The organism is Streptomyces sp. NPDC002403 (genome assembly GCF_053593015.1).
On sequence record NZ_JBSFBQ010000004.1, the window covers coordinates 1 to 15,118 of the forward strand.

The following is a 15,118-nucleotide window of genomic DNA, read 5'->3' on the forward strand; positions in this document are numbered from 1 at the left end:
TTGTACTCACCCTCTCGGGCTTTCCTCCGGGCTTTTCCCTTCGGTCTTGCGTTTCCGACTCTATCAGACTCTTTCGTGTCCGATTCCCGGTCGAAGCGGGCCCCCTGCGGAGCAGGAGAATTCTTACTGCGCTTTCCAGTTCTTCGCTTTCGCGTTTCCCTTTCCGGCGGTTCCAACCTTACCAGACTCTTTTTCGTTCCGTTTCCGGTCCGAATTTGAATTCCGGTGGCCTTTGGATTGGCCTTGCCTTTCGGCGTGTCCACCACATTAGCCGATTCTCTTGGCGACTCATAATCGAGTCGAGGGGATTGAATTACGGCATGCCGAATTCGCACCCGCCAGGGTGATTCGTAGGTAGTGGTTGGTCGCTCCGGGATGCTCGGATGAGGTCCGATGGACCGTACCGACAGCAGTGCCCGTCTCAAGCGGCTCGGACTACATTAGGCGGCCCTCAACGGCGAGTCAAATTGCGCGGCGGCGTGGAACATGGGCCCTGTAGGGGCTCACCGTGGGGTCCCCGTCGATCCAGAAACGCCAGGGGTGCGTGGCTCCGTCGCCGCCCACTCCGGTGCGCGGGCCGTTGCGTACCTGGTCGCGTGGTGGCGGGGTGCCGTGCAGCACGGACAGCGGGGCGCCGGGGTGGGCGATGGCGTCGGTGCCGTTCAGTGCTCGGTCGACATCGAGGGCGGTGGCCAGGCGGGCCGGACCTTTGGCCAGTTCCTTGTCGTTGCGGGCCGAGTTCCGACGTTCTCGTGTGAGTTCGGCGCCGACCTGGATGTCGCCGGCGCGGAGCAGAACCCCGCCGGCCCTGCCCTCGGGGCCGCACACCAGGTTGAGGCAGTGCCACATCCCGTAGGTGAAGTACACGTACGCGTGGCCGGGCGGTCCGAACATGACGCTGTTGCGCGCGGTGCGGCCTCTGAACGCGTGCGATCCGGGATCGATCTCACCGGCGTACGCCTCCACCTCGGTGAGGCGGAGCTCGATGGGCCCGTCCGGTGTGGCGCGTACCAGGATCCGGCCCAGGAGGTCGGGTGCCACGTCCAGTACGGGGCGGTCGAAGAATTCGCGTGTCAGCGGCGTACGGTCCAAGCCCTCGATCATGGCGGTCGAGGGTACCGGGAACCGACTACGGTCGTGGCGCGTATGTAGGGGTCAGGACCAAGGAGGAGTAAACATGGGCTTCAAGCGGCTGCTCGCGAGTCTGGGCGCCGGCGGCGCCTCGGTGGAGACCGAGCTCTCCGAGCTCAACGTCGTACCGGGCGGGGTCGTCCAGGGTGAGGTGCGGATCCAGGGCGGGTCCGTGGATCAGCAGATCGAGGGACTCTCCGTGGGGCTGCAGGCCCGCGTCGAGGTCGAGGGCCAGGACACGGAGACCAAGCAGGACATCGAGTTCACCAAGCTGCGGCTCGGTGGCGCGTTCGAGGTGCGGGCCGGTGCCGTGCATGTCGTTCCCTTCGGGCTCGAAATTCCGTGGGAGACGCCGATAACGATGTTCGCCGGTCAGCACCTGCACGGCATGAACATCGGCGTGACCACGGAGCTGGAGATCGCGCGGGCGCTGGACTCGGGCGACCTGGACCCCATCAATGTGCACCCGCTGCCGGCGCAGCAAGCCATCCTGGACGCCTTCGGGCAGCTCGGCTTCGGCTTCCGCAGCGCGGACATGGAGCGCGGTCACATCCGCGGTACGCGTCAGCGGCTGCCGTTCTACCAGGAGATCGAGTTCTTCCCGCCTCAGCAGTACCGCGGTCTCAACCAGGTGGAGCTGACGTTCGTCGCGGACGACCGTGAGATGGATGTCGTCCTGGAGATGGACAAGAAGGCCGGGCTCTTCAGCGAGGGCAGCGACTCGTACCGCGCCTTCAAGGTCGGGCTGAACGACTTCCAGGGGACCGACTGGGCGGCGTACCTCAATCAGTGGCTGGCCCAGGTCGGCGGTCAGCGCAACTGGCTCTAGGGTCGGTGGGAGACCTGCCCACTGCAGTACAGCGATCAGGAGAGGTGCTGACGTGACCGAGCCGAAGAGGGCGCCGCTGCCGCACGACTTCCACCCGGAGGTGCCGTCGTTCACGGTGGTGAGCGAGGATCTCGCTCCCGGCGCCGTGCTGGCGGACGCTCAGGTGTTCGCGGCCGGGAACACCTCGCCGCAGCTGCGGTGGGAAGGCTTTCCGGCGCAGACCAAGAGTTTCGCGGTGACCTGCTTCGACCCCGATGCCCCCACCGGCAGCGGATTCTGGCACTGGGTGGTCTTCGACATCCCGGCGTCGGTCACGGAGCTGCCGGCCGGTGCGGGCAGCGGGAGGTTCGAGGGGCTGCCCGCCGGTGCCGTACAGGTCCGTAACGACTACGGGTCGAAGGAGTTCGGCGGTGCCGCGCCGCCGGCCGGGGAGAACCACCGCTATGTGTTCACCGTCTACGCGGTGGACACCGAGAAACTGGGTGTCGACAGCGATGCGTCGCCCGCAGTCGTGGGGTTCAATCTGCGGTTCCACACGCTGGGCCGTGCTCAGCTGATCGGTGAGTACACGGGTCCCGCCTAGGCCCGTCCGGGAATCCCGCCGAGCCGAGAGTTCCCCCGCTGTTTGCCCTGCCCTGGTCTTGGAGAGATCAGGGCAGGGCATTTTTATTGCGTTGTCCATCACGGCCCGCCCGGCCAGAGTTGATCCGGGCCTGCCAGGGGGCGGGCGGCACACGGGAGGTGGGCGGGATGCGGGACACGCTGGTACTGAACGCGAGCTTCGAGCCGCTGTCGACGGTGACGCTGAACCGTGCGGTGGTGCTGATTCTGCAGGACAAGGCCGTCGTCGAGCAGTCGCATCCCGATCTCCGTATGCGTGGCGCCGCCGTGGACATTCCGGTGCCCCGGGTGATCAGGCTCTGCCGGTACGTACGGGTGCCGTTCCGAAGACATGCCCCGTGGTCCCGCAGGGGGGTGCTGATACGGGACCAGCACCGGTGCGCGTACTGCGGGCGGCGGGCGAGCACCGTCGACCATGTCGTGCCGCGCGCCCAGGGGGGTCAGGACACCTGGCTCAACACGGTGGCGTCCTGTGCCGAGGACAATCACCGCAAGGCGGCCCGGACGCCGGAGCAGGCGGGGATGCCACTGCTGCGTCAGCCGTTCGTGCCGTCTCCCGCGCAGGCGATGCTGCTGGCCCTGGGAGCCGGTGAGCGTTCGGAGCTGCCGGAGTGGCTGGAGAGTGCCGCGGCGTAGTCGGCCTACGCATTTCGTCGTGAGGGAAGCCCGTCTTTGGGGGAGACGGGCTTCCGTGTGTCAGCGGAGCACCAGCTGGACGATGGCGGCCGTGCCGACCGCGACGATGAGGACGCGCAGGACCACGGGGCTGAGGCGGCGGCCGATCCTGGCGCCTATCTGGCCGCCCAGCGCGGAGCCCACCGCGATGAGCACGACGGCCGTCCAGTCGAAGTCCGCGACGAAGAGGAAGAAGAGCGCGGCGACGCTGTTGACGACGGCGGCCAGCACGTTCTTGACGGCGTTGAGGCGCTGCATGGTGTCGTCGAGCAGCATGCCCATCAAGGAGAGGTAGATGATCCCCTGGGCGGCGGTGAAGTAGCCGCCGTAGACGCTGGCGAGCATCAGTCCGACGAACAGCAGCGGGCCGCCGTCGGAGCGGGTGGGAGTGCCGCTGTGTTCACGTCGGCGCTGGACCGCTTTGCTGATGCGTGGTTGCAGGATGACCAGGACCAGGGCCAGGGCCACCAGAATCGGCACGATGGTCTCGAAGGCCGTGGAGGGCAGGGCCAGCAGGAGGGTGGCGCCGGTGAGGCCACCGACGAGGGCGCCGACGGAGAGCTTGAGGACGCGGCGGCCCTGTCCTTCGAGTTCCTTGCGGTAGCCGATGGCGCCGCTGACCGAGCCGGGGATCAGGCCGAGGCCGTTGGAGACGGTGGCCGTGACCGGGGGCAGGCCGGTGGCGAGGAGCACGGGGAAGGTGATCAGCGTCCCCGAGCCGACGATCGTGTTGATCGTGCCGGCGCTGATGCCCGCCGCGAAGACGGCGAGCATCTCCCAGATGTTCATGGCGAAACCCCCGTGCGTGATCGGTGCTTGGTGCACCGATCATGCACGGGGCGTGTACGCGTCATTCGACCGGGGGTTGCTCCCGGCGCTCCTTGCCCGTGTCGAAGCCCGGGGCGCCGTTGCCGAGGTTGCCGAAGGCGCCGCTGAGGCCCTTGAGGGCATCGCCGATCTCGCTGGGCACGATCCAGAGCTTGTTGGCGTCGCCCTCGGCGATCTTCGGAAGCATCTGGAGGTACTGGTACGAGAGGAGCTTCTGGTCCGGGTCTCCGGCGTGGATGGACTCGAAGACCGTACGGATCGCCTGGGCCTCACCCTCGGCGCGCAGGGCCGATGCCTTGGCCTCACCCTCGGCGCGCAGGATCGCGGACTGCTTCTCGCCCTCCGCGGTGAGGATCGCGGACTGGCGCGTTCCTTCGGCCTGGAGGATCGCGGCGCGCTTGTCACGGTCGGCGCGCATCTGCTTCTCCATCGAGTCCTGGATGGAGGTGGGCGGCTCGATCGCCTTGAGCTCGACGCGGTTGACGCGGATGCCCCACTTGCCGGTGGCCTCGTCGAGGACTCCGCGCAGGGCCGCGTTGATCTCCTCGCGGGAGGTCAGGGTCCGCTCCAGGTCCATGCCACCGATGATGTTGCGGAGGGTGGTGACGGTGAGCTGCTCGATCGCCTGGATGTAGCTGGCGACCTCGTACGTCGCGGCCCTGGCGTCGGTCACCTGGTAGTAGATGACGGTGTCGATGTTGACGACCAGGTTGTCCTGGGTGATCACCGGCTGGGGCGGGAACGGCACGACCTGTTCACGGAGGTCGATGCGGTTGCGGATGGAGTCGATGAATGGAACGACGATGTTCAGGCCTGCGTTGAGCGTGCGGGTGTAGCGGCCGAAGCGTTCCACGATGGCGGCGCTGGCCTGCGGGATGACCTGGATCGTCTTGATCAGGGCGATGAAGACGAGCACCACCAGAATGATCAGGACGATGATGATCGGTTGCATCGTGTTCCTCGTTGCCCTTCGGTTGCCGACGGATCGCGATGATCGAGGTCGAGTTCGCGGGAGGAGCCGGACGCTGCGCCGGCCCCCGATCTCATGATGATCGACATCGAGTCTGACAGAACGCGCGCTGCCTTGTGGGTGGTTCGGTCACATGACGACTGCCGTAGCTCCGTCGATGTCGACGACATCGACCTGTTGGCCCGGATCGAAGCTCTGGCCCTCGTCGAGCGCGCGGGCGGACCAGACCTCCCCGGCCAGTTTGATCCGGCCGCCGCTGCCGTCCACCCGTTCCAGGACGACGGCCTGACGGCCCTTCAGCGCATCGATGCCGGTGGCGAGTTGGGGACGGTCGGTGCGGTGTCTGGCGGCGATCGGGCGGACCACGGCGATGAGCGCCACGGAGACCACGACGAATACCAGCACCTGGGCCACGATGCCGCCGCCGAGTGCCGCGACCACTGCCGCGGCGACCGCTCCGACGGCGAACATGCCGAACTCGGGCATCGCGGTCATGACGAGGGGGATGCCCAGTCCCACCGCGCCGATCAGCCACCACACCCACGCGTCGATGTCCACGTGGTCATGGTAGAACCGCGAACGCCTTCGCGGACAGGGCGCAAGCGCGCCACTGTGCCCGCTGGGCCCTGCGGGCCCGGAGGCTGTCGCCGGCCGTGCCTAGGAGAGCGGCAGTCCGTGGGCCGTGTAGCGGTCGCCGGCGTGCTCGACGACGAGCGGCAGTCCGAAGCAGAGGGAGAGGTTGCGGGAGGTGAGTTCGGTCTCCATGGGCCCGGCGGCGAGCACCTTGCCCTGGCGGATCATCAGGACGTGGGTGAAACCGGGGGCGATCTCCTCGACATGGTGGGTGACCATGATCATGGAGGGGGCGTACGGGTCGCGGGCCAGCCGGCCGAGGCGGCGCACCAGGTCCTCGCGGCCGCCGAGGTCGAGTCCCGCGGCCGGCTCGTCGAGGAGCAGCAGTTCGGGGTCGGTCATCATGGCGCGGGCGATCAGGGTGCGCTTGCGCTCGCCCTCGGACAGGGTGCCGAACTTGCGGTCGAGGTACTCGGTCATGCCCAGACGGTCGAGGAAGGCGCGGGCGCGCTCCTCGTCGACGGCCTCGTAGTTCTCGTGCCAGGTGGCGGTCATGCCGTACGCGGCGGTGAGCACCGTCTGCAGCACGGTCTGGCGCCTGGGCAGCTTCTCGGCCATGGCGACGCCCGCGATGCCGATGCGGGGGCGGAGCTCGAAGACATCGGTGCCGACGCCGCCGAGCCGCTCGCCGAGGACCTTGGCGGTGCCGGTGCTGGGGAAGAGGTAGCTGGACGCGATGTTGAGGAGGGTGGTCTTGCCGGCGCCGTTCGGTCCGAGGATGACCCAGCGCTCCCCCTCCTTGACCGACCAGGAGACGTCGTCCACCAGAGCGCGTCCGTCGCGGACCACGGATACGTCCACCAGCTCCAGTACATCGCTCATGGCGCGTTGTCTCCCCATGCAGTGTCGAGATCGTCGGTGCCTGTGGGCACAGCTCCCAGGGAAATCTACGCCACCGTACGAGTGCTCCCGGCGCTGGGCCCGCGTGACGACGGGCCCCGGGCCGGTTCCCTAGGCTGTTCCCATGCTTTCGGAACCACGCTCAGGGCTGCTGGCCGCTTGGGGAAACGCGCTTCTGGCGGGACTGGTGTCGCCGGACGAGGCGGCGCTCGCCATTGTCGGGGAGGACGCGGTGCACCGCGTCGAGGGATTGCCGGGCGAGGCGGGGCCGGTCGGGCTCACGCTGGCGCTCGGACGGTTGCGGGGTCTGGGGGTGACGGGTTTCCGGGTCGCGCTGCCGGCTCCGGGGCATCCCCTGGGGCTGAGCGGTCCGCCGGAGTTCAACGCGCGGGCGCTGGAGGCCGAGGAGGCGGTGGTGGCCCACGGCGCGCCGTACGGGCTGGTTCCCGAGGTGCGTGAGGCGGGGCCGGAGGGGGATCTGCACGTCGAGGTGGTGTGGCGTTGTCTGCCGGTACGGGAGGCGCCGCCGGCCGATGTGCCGTCGCTGAGCGAGGCGGAGCGGGAGCTCGCCGAGGGTCTGCGGGACGCGACGGCGGTGCTGTCGCGGTTGGACGTGGCGGGTTCGGGGCCGGTGGCCGAGGCGGCGGTGGACGCGTACCGGGCACGGGCGGAGCGCGGGCGCGAGGTGCTGGCTCCGGGGTATCCGCCGCGGGCGGTGCGGGTGCTGGAGCTGGCGCAGCGGGTGGGGCTGCTGATCTCGGTGGCGTACGAGAACGGGCACGGCGGAGCGGTGAGCGCCTCGGAGATCGCGGCGCGGGGCGAGGCGCTGCGGCCGGTGGAGCGGGTGGCCCGGCGGGCGCAGGTCGCCGCGTACAACGCGTATGTGGAGGAGCGTGAGCGGGAGCGGTAGGGCCTGCCCGGCGGATCGGGGTCGGACAGGGCCTGATCCCCGGCCGGGCGGGCCCGGGGGTCGCCGGACGGGCGGGGTGTGCCTCGTCCGGCGACGTATGACCATGGGTCCGGTCAGCGGGTGCGGTGTCGGGGCCGGGGCCGTTGCGGGGTCGGCCGGCCGTTCCGGCCAGCGTTGCCGGAGGCCGGGTCGAGCAGGCAGGTCATGTCGACCGTGTTCACCGGGACGTGAACCGGGACCCGGATGACGTTGCCGCACGCCCCGGGCCCGAACAGCTTGCGCCGCCCGGGTGGCATCCACCCGGCAGTCTGAATCTCATTCCGGGGGAAGGCGGTCCGCTTCCTTGCCGGTCAGCTCGCCGCCCCGTGCCGGACGGCCCAGAGTGCCGCCTGGGTCCGGTCCGAGAGGTCCAGCTTCATCAGGATGTTCGAGACGTGTGTCTTGACGGTCTTCTCGGAGAGGACCAGCGCCCGCGCGATCTCGCGGTTGGAACGGCCGTCGGCGATCAGGCCCAGCACCTCCCGCTCCCGTTCGGTGAGCGTGCTCCCCCGGCCCGTACCGCTGCCCGGGTCCTCCTGGGCCAGCAGGGCTCCCGCGACCTCCGGCTGGAGCAGGACGTGGCCCGCGTACACCGAACGGATGGCACCGGCCAGGGCGTCCGGGTCGACGTCCTTGTACACGTAGCCGGAGGCTCCGGCGCGCAGGGCGGGGACCACGGTGCGCTGCTCGGTGAAGCTGGTGACGATGAGGACCTTGGCGGGGTTCTCCAGCTCGCGGAGCCTGCGCAGGGCCTCGATGCCGTCGGTGCCGGGCATCTTGATGTCCATCAGGACGACGTCGGGTCGGAGCTCCTCCGTCCTGGCGACCCCCTCGGCGCCGTCGGCCGCCTCGCCGACCACCTCTATGTCGTCCTGGACCTCCAGGAACGTACGCAGACCGCGGCGGACCACCTGGTGGTCGTCGACCAGCAGCACCCTGATGATCCTGTCAGCCACCGGGTACCTCCATCTCGATCGTGGTGCCCTTGCCGGGCGCCGATTCAACGGTGAGCCTGCCGCCGACGCCGTTCGCGCGGTCCCGCATGGAGACCAGGCCCAGATGCCGGCCCGCCTGCCGGGTCGCCGCGGGTTCGAAGCCGCTGCCGTCGTCGGTGATCCGCAGCAGTGTGCCGCTGCCGTGCCGGGCCAGGGTGACACCGACGTGCTCCGCCCCGGAGTGGCGCAGTGCGTTGTGCAGGGCCTCCTGGGAGACCCGGAGCAGTGCCTCCTCCTGGGCGGCGGGCAGGGCCCTGATGCCGAGGCTCTCGAAGGTGACCCGGGCCGTGTGGGCCCGGTCCAGGACCTGGATCTGGGTGCGGAGGGTGGCGATGAGGCCGTCCTCGTCGAGCGCCGCGGGGCGCAGCTCGACGACGGCGGCGCGCAGTTCGTCCACGGCTTCCGCGGCGAGCGCGGCGACCTGCTGGAGCTCGCCCTTGGCGCGGGCCGGGTCGCGGTCCACCAGGGTGGTGGCGGCCTGGGCCGTCAGCCGCAGCGAGAAGAGCTTCTGGCTGACCGCGTCGTGCAGCTCGTGGGCGAGCCGGGAGCGCTCCTCGGCGATGGTGAGTTCCCGGCTCCGTTCGTAGAGGCGGGCGTTGGTGAGGGCGATCGCCGCGTGCTGGGCGAGGATGGCCAGCAGTTCCTCGTCCTCGGCGGTGAAGCCGCAGCTGCCCTCGGGTTTGGGGCAGCGCTTGTTGGCGAGGAAGAGCGCGCCGATGATCTCCTCGCCGTCCCTGATGGGCAGGCCGAGGAAGTCGGACATGTCGGGGTGGGCGGCGGGCCAGCCCTCGAAGCGGGGGTCCTTGCGGACATCGGCGAGGCGCTCGGGCCTGGCCTCGTGGAGCATCGCGGCGAGGATGCCGTGCTGTCTGGGCAGCGGGCCGATGGCCTTCCACTGCTCGTCGCTGACTCCGTCGACGACGAACTGGGCGAAGCCTCCGTGGTCGTCGGGAACGCCCAGGGCGGCGTACTCGGCGTCCAGCAGTTCGCGGGCCGAGGCGACGATCGTCTTCAGGACGTCGCGTACTTCGAGATGCCGGCTCATGGCGAGCAGCGCGGCGCTCACGGCTGCGAGACCCGACGGTGGGCGATGGCTCATGGCCTCACCGTACCGGCGGGGTTCGAACGCCGTATCGGCCTGTGGACGGCTGCGGATTAGGGCGCAGGGACTAGGCCGACTGCCGTGCAGAGCAGGAGCGGAGGCCGCGCCACGGGCTTCATTCAAACGAAATCTGACACTCCGGATTGCTGGAGCAACGGTTGGTGAGGTTGTTACCCGCTCGATGTGAGGCCGCGCATAGGACCCACGTCACTTACGAAGCCCACTAGTGGACACGTAAGTGCCACATCAGTGGTTATGAGCGCGGCCCGACCCGTTCGAGCGGGGCCCGGATCCACTACCCGAGTTCGTACGTCACACCTTTGCCACCAGATTTTGCTGGCGCTAAGAATTGCACTCGTCCCCGACGGAGTTGCGAGAACGACGCTTCCCGTCTTCGTCCTCCGTGAGGACTCCCGCGATTCGAAGAGGTATGCCTGCATGTCCATGTCCAGCATCCCCGGCCGTCGTCGTCGTCTGAACAAGACCCAGAAGCTCTCCGTCGCGGGCATCTCCGCCATGGCTGTCGCCGCGCTCTCGTTCTCGCTCGTCCCCGCCAACGCCGACCCCAAGCCCGAGGCCGCGACCCCCGTGTCCGCCGAGCCCGTGGTCTTCACGTCGGTCGCCGGAACTCCGCAGGCCAAGGCCGTGCAGGCCAGCATCATCGAGCAGCACTCCACCGCCGAGAAGCTGGTGAAGGCCGCAGACCTCGCCAGGGCCAAGCAGGCCGCCGCCGCGAAGGCCAAGGCCGACGAGGCCGCCAGGGTCAAGGCCGAGGCCGCCGCGAAGGCCAGGGCCGCCGCCCGGGCGAAGGCCGAGGCCGTCGCTGCGAAGCGCGCCGAGACGCAGGCCGCCAGCCGCTCCGAGGTCCGTACGCCGGTCTACGCCAACAACCTGGACGGCTGGATCCGCCAGTCCCTGGACATCATGCGGGCCCACGGCATCCCCGGCTCGTACGACGGTCTGCACCGCAACATCATGCGCGAGTCGACCGGCAACCCGAACGCGGTCAACGGCTGGGACATCAACGCCCAGAACGGCACCCCGTCCTGCGGCCTGCTCCAGGTCATCCAGCCGACGTTCAACGCGTACCACGTCCCCGGCACCTCGTGGAACATCTACGACCCGGTCGCCAACATCACGGCCGCGGCCAACTACGCGGCCGACAAGTACGGCTCGATGGACAACGTCAACAGCGCGTACTGACCGGCGCCGCGGTTCGCCGGACGGTATCCGCACACGCCGAAGGGCGGCACCCCGCGCGGGGTGCCGCCCTTCGGCGTCCGGTGCCGGTCTCCGCGCCTACTTGCGCATGACCTCCGGCTCGTGGCGGCGCAGCAGTCGCGAGACCACGATGCCGCAGATGATCCCGAGCAGCAGCAGTACCGAGATGTTGATCCCCCACTGGCCGGCCGAGTGCTCCCACAGCGGGTCCAGATCGGTCGGGTTCTTCGGGTCCCAGGGCGCCATGAGGTGCGAGAGGTCCAGCGTCGCGCCCGCTCCGGCGATGGCCCAGCGGGACGGCATCAGCCAGGCGAACTGCTCCAGGCCGGGCGATCCGTACACCTGGAAGAGAATGCCCGTGAAGACGACCTGGACGATCGCGAACATGACCAGCAGCGGCATGGTCTTCTCGGCGGTCTTCACCAGCGAGGAGATCACCAGGCCGAACATCATCGAGGTGAAGCCGAGCGCGATGATCGTCAGGCAGATCTCGACGGCCGGCGGCATGACCAGGCCCTCGGCCGGCAGCTCGCGGGTGGCGAAGCCGATGCCGCAGATGATGACGCCCTGGATGGCGGTGATCACGCCGAGGACGATCACCTTGGACATCAGATAGGCGGAGCGGGACAGACCGGTGGCCCGTTCCCGTTCGTAGATGACGCGTTCCTTGATCAGTTCTCGTACGGAGTTGGCCGCGCCGGAGAAGCACATGCCGACCGCGAGGATCAGCATGATCGTTCCGGCGGCGCTGTTGAACCGGGACGGCGGGTCCGGCGGGGCCAGGCCGAACTTGGCCGGGATCACCACGCTGACGATGCCGAGCACGGCGGGCAGGATCACCATCAGGCCCATGAAGCCCTTGTCGGACGCGATCACCGAGACGTAGCGGCGCATCAGCGTCCACAGCTGGGCCGACCAGCTCTGCGGCTTCGGCGGGCGCATCTGCTGCGGGGGCGGCATGTGTACGGACTGCGCGGCGACGGCGTCGATGTCCGCGGCGTACATCTGGTAGTGCTGCGAACCGCGCCAGCGGCCCGCCCAGTCGTAGTCGCGGTAGTTCTCGAACGCGGAGAAGACATCGGCCCAGGTGGTGTAGCCGAAGAAGTTGAGCGCTTCCTCCGGCGGGCCGAAGTAGGCGACGGAACCGCCCGGCGCCATGACGAGCAGCTTGTCGCAGATCGCCAGCTCGGCGACCGAGTGCGTGACGACCAGGACGGTGCGGCCGTCGTCGGCCAGTCCGCGCAGCAGCTGCATGACATCGCGGTCCATGCCCGGGTCGAGGCCGGAGGTCGGCTCGTCCAGGAAGATCAGCGACGGCTTGGTGAGCAGCTCCAGGGCGACGGAGACGCGCTTGCGCTGACCGCCGGAGAGCGAGGTGACCTTCTTGTCCTTGTGGATGTCGAGCTTGAGCTCGGCGAGGACTTCGTGGATCCGGGCCTGGCGCTCGGCCTCGGTGGTGTCCGCGGGGAAGCGGAGCTTGGCCGCGTACTTGAGCGCCTTGGTGACGGTGAGTTCCTTGTGCAGGATGTCGTCCTGCGGGACCAGACCGATGCGCTGGCGCAGCTCGGCGAACTGCTTGTACAGGTTCCGGTTGTCGTAGAGGACGTCGCCCTGGTTGGCGGGCCGGTAGCCGGTGAGCGCCTTGAGCAGGGTGGACTTGCCGGATCCCGACGGGCCGATGACCGCGACGAGCGACTTCTCCGGGACGCCGAAGGAGACGTCCTTGAGGATCTGCTTCCCGCCGTCGACCGTCACCGTGAGGTGACGGGCCGAGAAGGAGACCTCACCGGTGTCGACGAACTCTTCCAGCCGGTCGCCGACCAGGCGGAAGGTCGAGTGGCCGACACCGACGATGTCGTTGGGGCCGATGAACGCGGCGCCGGACTTGGAGAGCGGCTGACCGTTGACGTACGTGCCGTTGTGGGATCCGAGGTCACGGATCTGGAAGCGGCCGTCGGGGGTCGCGTGGAATTCGGCGTGGTGGCGCGAGACCTGGAGGTCGGAGACGACCAGTTCGTTCTCCAGCGCACGACCGATGCGCATGACGCGGTCGAGGGCCAGCTGGTGGAACGTGGTCGGGCTGCGGTCGCCGTACACCGGCGGGGCCCCCGCGGCCCCGCCGGGACCGCCCGCGCCGGGAGTCCTCGCCATGCCCTGCTGCTGCGGGACCTGTGGCTGTACGGGCTGCTGCGGCGGCACGCCCTGGGGCGCCTGCTGCGGCCAGCCCTGCTGCGGCTGCTGAGGAGCGGGACCCTGCCCGCCGGGCCAGCCCTGCTGGGGCTGTGGGGCGGGGGCCTGCTGGGCACCCGCGCCCTGCCCGCTGTACACACCGGCTCCCGCCGCGGCGGTGAGACTCAGCCGCGGGCCGTCGGTGGCGTTGCCCAGGTGCACAACGGAGCCGGGGCCGATCTCCAGCCGCTGGATCCGGCTGCCCTGCATATAGGTGCCGTTGGTGCTGCCGTGGTCCTCGATGGACCAACTCCGGCCATCCCAGCTGATCGTGGCATGCCGCCACGACACCCTGGCGTCATCGATCGTCAGGTCGCCCTGCGGATCGCGCCCGAGGGTGTACGACCTGGACGGATCGAGCGTCCAGGTCCTTCCATTCAATTCCAGTACGAGTTCCGGCACTCCGCGCCCCACTAGTTGTCCCCCGAGTCGCCCCCGTCGCAGGGGGCCTAGGGATGCTGAACATCGTGAGGAACTATTCCAGGACCGGTCCCGGATACGAAAGTCGGGCGGGGTGAAGTCCCTACCTGGACCAGCATCGTTACGGTGCCGACACGAATAAAGGGAGCAGTACGCGGTAAGCACCCCGAGTAATCACGAACCACCAGCAAAAGGAATATCCGGGGCGTTCCCGGCCTGCCGGATTTCCGCCCCCGGTCCGCCCGATTTCCGTCCGCGCCCACCCGGCGGATACGGACGCACGCGGTCCGTCACCGGCCGTGTGCCCCCGGCGGAGGCACGGGGCCGACGCGCTGTCCGGTCCTCGGGACGGGCCTCCGGTGTCTCGCGGCGGACCGATACGGTGGGAGGCACCATGAGCGCATCTCAGCCACCTCGGTCCTCCTCGTCTCCTGAGTCCTCTGAGCCCCCCGAGTCCCATCGGGGCACCGACACCCCCACCCTTCTCGTGAAGATCTTCGGGAAGGACCGTCCCGGCATCACCGCCGGGCTCTTCGACACCCTCGCCGCCTACTCGGTCGATGTGGTCGACATCGAGCAGGTCGTCACCCGTGGCCGCATCGTCCTGTGCGCGCTGGTCACCACCCCCACCGCGGGCGGCACCACCGAGGGCGATCTGCGGGCGACCGTACACAGCTGGGCCGAGTCGCTGAAGCTCCAGGCCGAGATCATCTCCGGCACGGGTGACAACCGGCCGCGTGGCGACGGGCGTTCCCATGTGACGGTGCTCGGGCACCCGCTGACCGCGGAGTCGACCGCCGCCATAGCGGCCACGATCACCTCCACCGGCGGCAATATCGACCGTATCTTCCGGCTCGCGAAGTACCCGGTCACGGCAGTCGAATTCGCGGTGTCCGGCACCGGGACCGAGGAGCTGCGGACCGCACTGGCGACGGAGGCCGCCGGCATCGGTGTCGATGTGGCGGTGGTGTCGGCCGGGCTGAGCCGGCGGGCCCAGCGGCTGGTCGTCATGGATGTCGACTCGACGCTCATCCAGGACGAGGTCATCGAGCTCTTCGCCGCTCACGCGGGCTGCGAGGACAAGGTCGCCGAGGTGACCGAGCAGGCGATGCGCGGCGAGCTCGACTTCGAGCAGTCGCTGCACGCGCGGGTGGCGCTGCTGGCCGGGCTCGATGTGTCGGTGGTGGACAAGGTCCGCGCCGAGGTACGGCTGACGCCGGGCGCGCGCACCCTGATCCGTACGCTGAAGCGGCTCGGCTACCAAGTGGGTGTGGTCTCGGGAGGGTTCACCCAGGTCACCGACGATCTGAAGGAACGGCTCGGGCTCGACTTCGCCTCTGCCAACACCCTGGAAGTGGTCGACGGGAAGCTCACGGGCAGGGTCGTCGGCGACATCGTCGACCGGGCCGGCAAGGCCCGGCTGCTGCGCAGTTTCGCCGCGCAGGCCGGAGTGCCGCTGGCGCAGACCGTCGCGATCGGTGACGGTGCGAACGACCTGGACATGCTGAACACCGCCGGGCTCGGGGTGGCCTTCAACGCCAAGCCGGTGGTCCGCGAGGCCGCGCACACCGCGGTGAACGTGCCGTTCCTGGACACCGTGCTGTATCTGCTCGGCATCACCCGCGAGGAGGTCGAGGCCGCCGACGGTCTCGTCGACTGACGCGTTCGCGCGCGA

The 15,118-nt window shown here is 69.1% G+C and carries 15 protein-coding genes; 6 read left to right on the forward strand and 9 right to left on the reverse strand.

Features of this window, described 5'->3' with window-relative positions:
• Positions 1–462: 462 nt before the first annotated feature.
• A complete protein-coding gene (locus tag ACWCPY_RS06385) occupies positions 463–1,104 on the reverse strand; it encodes a DNA-3-methyladenine glycosylase (protein WP_451263197.1) in 642 nt (213 codons plus the stop codon).
• Between the two features lie 73 nt (positions 1,105–1,177).
• Here ACWCPY_RS06385 and ACWCPY_RS06390 point away from each other — a divergent pair, with 73 nt between their 5' ends.
• The 3 genes from ACWCPY_RS06390 (at position 1,178) to ACWCPY_RS06400 (ending at position 3,217) form a co-directional block, all read left to right on the forward strand.
• Positions 1,178–1,960 carry a sporulation protein gene (locus ACWCPY_RS06390; protein WP_403771246.1) on the forward strand — a complete coding sequence of 261 codons (783 nt, stop codon included), beginning with the start codon at positions 1,178–1,180 and terminating at the stop codon, positions 1,958–1,960.
• A gap of 52 nt (positions 1,961–2,012) precedes the next feature.
• Positions 2,013–2,543 (forward strand): YbhB/YbcL family Raf kinase inhibitor-like protein, encoded by a 531-nt coding sequence (locus ACWCPY_RS06395; protein ID WP_451263198.1) that lies wholly within the window; start codon positions 2,013–2,015, stop codon positions 2,541–2,543.
• Positions 2,544–2,710: 167 nt separating this feature from the next.
• Positions 2,711–3,217 carry an HNH endonuclease gene (locus ACWCPY_RS06400; RefSeq protein WP_072482951.1) on the forward strand — a complete coding sequence of 169 codons (507 nt, stop codon included), beginning with the start codon at positions 2,711–2,713 and terminating at the stop codon, positions 3,215–3,217.
• A gap of 60 nt (positions 3,218–3,277) precedes the next feature.
• Here ACWCPY_RS06400 and ACWCPY_RS06405 read toward each other — a convergent pair whose 3' ends face one another.
• The 4 genes from ACWCPY_RS06405 to ACWCPY_RS06420 all read right to left on the reverse strand — a co-directional run bounded on the left by ACWCPY_RS06405 (position 3,278) and on the right by ACWCPY_RS06420 (position 6,509).
• The gene (locus ACWCPY_RS06405) at positions 3,278–4,045 is read right to left on the reverse strand and encodes a sulfite exporter TauE/SafE family protein (protein WP_451263199.1); all 768 of its coding nucleotides are present in this window, start codon (positions 4,043–4,045) and stop codon (positions 3,278–3,280) included.
• A gap of 61 nt (positions 4,046–4,106) precedes the next feature.
• Entirely contained in the window at positions 4,107–5,036 is a 930-nt protein-coding gene (locus ACWCPY_RS06410) for an SPFH domain-containing protein (RefSeq protein ID WP_072482952.1), read from the reverse strand.
• Positions 5,037–5,183: 147 nt separating this feature from the next.
• A complete protein-coding gene (locus ACWCPY_RS06415; RefSeq protein ID WP_362443037.1) occupies positions 5,184–5,612 on the reverse strand; it encodes an NfeD family protein in 429 nt (142 codons plus the stop codon).
• 99 nt (positions 5,613–5,711) lie between these two features.
• Positions 5,712–6,509, reverse strand: coding sequence for an ABC transporter ATP-binding protein (locus tag ACWCPY_RS06420; RefSeq protein WP_451263200.1), 798 nt, complete (start codon positions 6,507–6,509; stop codon positions 5,712–5,714).
• A 142-nt stretch (positions 6,510–6,651) separates the two neighbouring features.
• Between ACWCPY_RS06420 and ACWCPY_RS06425 the strand changes: the two genes are divergently transcribed.
• A complete protein-coding gene (locus tag ACWCPY_RS06425; protein ID WP_451263201.1) occupies positions 6,652–7,437 on the forward strand; it encodes a hypothetical protein in 786 nt (261 codons plus the stop codon).
• A 113-nt stretch (positions 7,438–7,550) separates the two neighbouring features.
• Here ACWCPY_RS06425 and ACWCPY_RS06430 read toward each other — a convergent pair whose 3' ends face one another.
• Genes ACWCPY_RS06430 through ACWCPY_RS06440 form a run of 3 tightly spaced genes read right to left on the reverse strand, consistent with a single transcriptional unit; the run spans position 7,551 to position 9,570 of the window.
• Positions 7,551–7,733: a chaplin family protein gene (locus tag ACWCPY_RS06430; RefSeq protein ID WP_451263202.1), complete on the reverse strand. Its 183-nt coding sequence runs from the start codon at positions 7,731–7,733 to the stop codon at positions 7,551–7,553.
• Between the two features lie 54 nt (positions 7,734–7,787).
• Entirely contained in the window at positions 7,788–8,432 is a 645-nt protein-coding gene (locus ACWCPY_RS06435; protein ID WP_451263203.1) for a response regulator, read from the reverse strand.
• A complete protein-coding gene (locus ACWCPY_RS06440; RefSeq protein ID WP_451263204.1) occupies positions 8,425–9,570 on the reverse strand; it encodes a GAF domain-containing sensor histidine kinase in 1,146 nt (381 codons plus the stop codon). Before ACWCPY_RS06440 ends, ACWCPY_RS06435 begins: the two co-directional genes overlap by 8 nt.
• Before the next feature lie 441 nt (positions 9,571–10,011).
• Here ACWCPY_RS06440 and ACWCPY_RS06445 point away from each other — a divergent pair, with 441 nt between their 5' ends.
• On the forward strand, positions 10,012–10,776 hold the full coding sequence (locus ACWCPY_RS06445) for a transglycosylase SLT domain-containing protein (protein WP_451263205.1): 765 nt from the start codon (positions 10,012–10,014) through the stop codon (positions 10,774–10,776).
• Between the two features lie 96 nt (positions 10,777–10,872).
• Here the strand turns inward: ACWCPY_RS06445 and ACWCPY_RS06450 are convergent, their stop codons facing one another.
• A complete protein-coding gene (locus ACWCPY_RS06450; RefSeq protein WP_451263206.1) occupies positions 10,873–13,437 on the reverse strand; it encodes an FHA domain-containing protein in 2,565 nt (854 codons plus the stop codon).
• A gap of 400 nt (positions 13,438–13,837) precedes the next feature.
• Between ACWCPY_RS06450 and serB the strand changes: the two genes are divergently transcribed.
• Positions 13,838–15,103, forward strand: a complete 1,266-nt coding sequence (serB, locus tag ACWCPY_RS06455) for a phosphoserine phosphatase SerB (protein ID WP_451263207.1) — start codon at positions 13,838–13,840, stop codon at positions 15,101–15,103.
• Positions 15,104–15,118: the final 15 nt, after the last annotated feature.

Bases quoted from the DNA above. Each gene is read 5' to 3' on its own strand.
- ACWCPY_RS06410 (WP_072482952.1), bottom strand. From the start codon at position 5,036: ATGCAACCGATCATCATCGTCCTGATCATTCTGGTGGTGCTCGTCTTC.
- ACWCPY_RS06445 (WP_451263205.1), top strand. From the start codon at position 10,012: ATGTCCATGTCCAGCATCCCCGGCCGTCGTCGTCGTCTGAACAAGACC.
- ACWCPY_RS06390 (WP_403771246.1), top strand. From the start codon at position 1,178: ATGGGCTTCAAGCGGCTGCTCGCGAGTCTGGGCGCCGGCGGCGCCTCG.
- ACWCPY_RS06440 (WP_451263204.1), bottom strand. From the start codon at position 9,570: ATGAGCCATCGCCCACCGTCGGGTCTCGCAGCCGTGAGCGCCGCGCTG.
- ACWCPY_RS06405 (WP_451263199.1), bottom strand. From the start codon at position 4,045: ATGAACATCTGGGAGATGCTCGCCGTCTTCGCGGCGGGCATCAGCGCC.
- serB (WP_451263207.1), top strand. From the start codon at position 13,838: ATGAGCGCATCTCAGCCACCTCGGTCCTCCTCGTCTCCTGAGTCCTCT.
- ACWCPY_RS06385 (WP_451263197.1), bottom strand. From the start codon at position 1,104: ATGATCGAGGGCTTGGACCGTACGCCGCTGACACGCGAATTCTTCGAC.
- ACWCPY_RS06425 (WP_451263201.1), top strand. From the start codon at position 6,652: ATGCTTTCGGAACCACGCTCAGGGCTGCTGGCCGCTTGGGGAAACGCG.
- ACWCPY_RS06430 (WP_451263202.1), bottom strand. From the start codon at position 7,733: ATGCCACCCGGGCGGCGCAAGCTGTTCGGGCCCGGGGCGTGCGGCAAC.
- ACWCPY_RS06420 (WP_451263200.1), bottom strand. From the start codon at position 6,509: ATGAGCGATGTACTGGAGCTGGTGGACGTATCCGTGGTCCGCGACGGA.
- ACWCPY_RS06400 (WP_072482951.1), top strand. From the start codon at position 2,711: ATGCGGGACACGCTGGTACTGAACGCGAGCTTCGAGCCGCTGTCGACG.